The organism is Bartonella sp. MU70NMGDW (assembly GCF_042194085.1).
Taxonomy (GTDB): Bacteria; Pseudomonadota; Alphaproteobacteria; order Rhizobiales; family Rhizobiaceae; genus Bartonella; species Bartonella grahamii.
Genome location: NZ_JBHIMK010000273.1, coordinates 1 through 1,534 on the forward strand (window position 1 = coordinate 1; position 1,534 = coordinate 1,534).

Here is a 1,534-nt window from a genome sequence, read left to right on the forward strand (position 1 = left end):
AAAGGAAAAAATGGATGCAGCAGAAAAATTAAAATTAGAAAAAGTAGAGAGATCTACAATGGGTTCTTTTGCTGTAAAAGCACGCCAGAAGAATAAGGCTGCAGCAAGAATCATAATAATGAACAAATCCCGAATCAGCCTATCACTCAGCCAATCATGACGTGCTCCTTCTTCTAGAACATACTCTAAAGTTCCCAAGAAAGTAGCCATAGAAATGAGTCCTAACCAATCAAATTTCTTCATTAAAGAGGGATCAGCTTTATCAAAATCAATTAATTTCCAAGCGAGAATTGAGATGATAATCCCGAAGGGTACATTGATGAGAAAGAGCCAATGCCATGATGAGAGATGACAAATGTAACCTCCCACGGTTGGACCAATGGTGGGGGCTAATGTTGCGACCAGTCCGACGATAGGGGTAACAATGGGACGTTTGGAAGGAGGAAAAAGGACATAGGAGGCGACAAAAACACTAGGGATAATTCCACCACCAATAAAACCTTGTAGTGCGCGATATAAAATCATCTCTCCGATAGATGTTGCTGTTGCACAAAGAACAGAAGTAATCGTAAAACCGATAGCTGATAAGGTAAAGAAAACACGTGTTGAAAGCAATCGTCCTAAAAATCCAGAAAGCGGCAACATGATGACTTCAGCGATAAGGTAGGAGGTTTGAACCCATGAAATTTCTTCAGAGCTTGCTGCAAGCCCCGCTTGAATTTCAGCTAAAGAAGAGGAAACGATTTGGATATCTAAGATTGCCATAAACATGCCAAAAGACATAGCAATAAAAACTACAATTTTGTGCAATCCAATGCTTTCTTGAGACTGTATGGGCTCTGGTATGGAAGATGTCATCGTAAGATCTTCTACTTTTTTGTTATAAGAGACTTTTATCTTGTGGCTTTGTACGTGTATCAACTTTCACTGAAACACTCATTCCTGCTCGGATATGTCCGTTTTTTAAGACTTCTTCTGGAATAGAAATACGTACGGGAATGCGCTGGACAATCTTTGTAAAGTTACCAGTAGCATTTTGTGGAGGCAAAAGAGAAAAAACAGCGCCTGTTGCGGGCGAAATAGAAAGCACTTTTCCTGTAAAAAACTCCTTTTTGAAGGCATCAATAGCAATATAAGCCTTTTGTCCTGGGTGAATATTTTGCAACTGTGTTTCTTTATAGTTTGCTTCAATATAAAGTGCATGTATGGGGACTAACGCCGCAAGACGTTGGCCATTTACAACAAAATCTCCTGTTTTTGCTGTTAAATTTCCTATAACTCCATCAAATGGGGCTCGTATAATGGTCGAATCAAGATCACGTTGTGCTTTTTCACGCGTGAGCTCTAAACTCTTTGTTTGGCTTTCTATTTCACTTCGTTGCGCTTCTAGCACTCGGATATTTGCACGTGCTGCAGCTATTTGTGCATCCGCTCTGTTAACATTTGCAATGGCTTGTTCATAAGCTGATTTGGCATCATCAACATTGGATTGAGGAGCATAACGATTTTTTTTCAGTTCTGTTACACGTTTTAA

Annotated in this window: 2 protein-coding genes; both read right to left on the reverse strand. The window is 39.6% G+C overall.

What is annotated here, in order from left to right; all coding sequences use genetic code 11:
• Positions 1 to 858: DHA2 family efflux MFS transporter permease subunit (locus ACFIKE_RS10380; RefSeq protein WP_375649790.1), on the reverse strand; the 858-nt coding region annotated here is incomplete at its 3' end.
• A gap of 22 nt (positions 859 to 880) precedes the next feature.
• The coding region (locus ACFIKE_RS10385; protein ID WP_375649792.1) for an HlyD family secretion protein at positions 881 to 1,534 on the reverse strand (654 nt) is incomplete at its 5' end.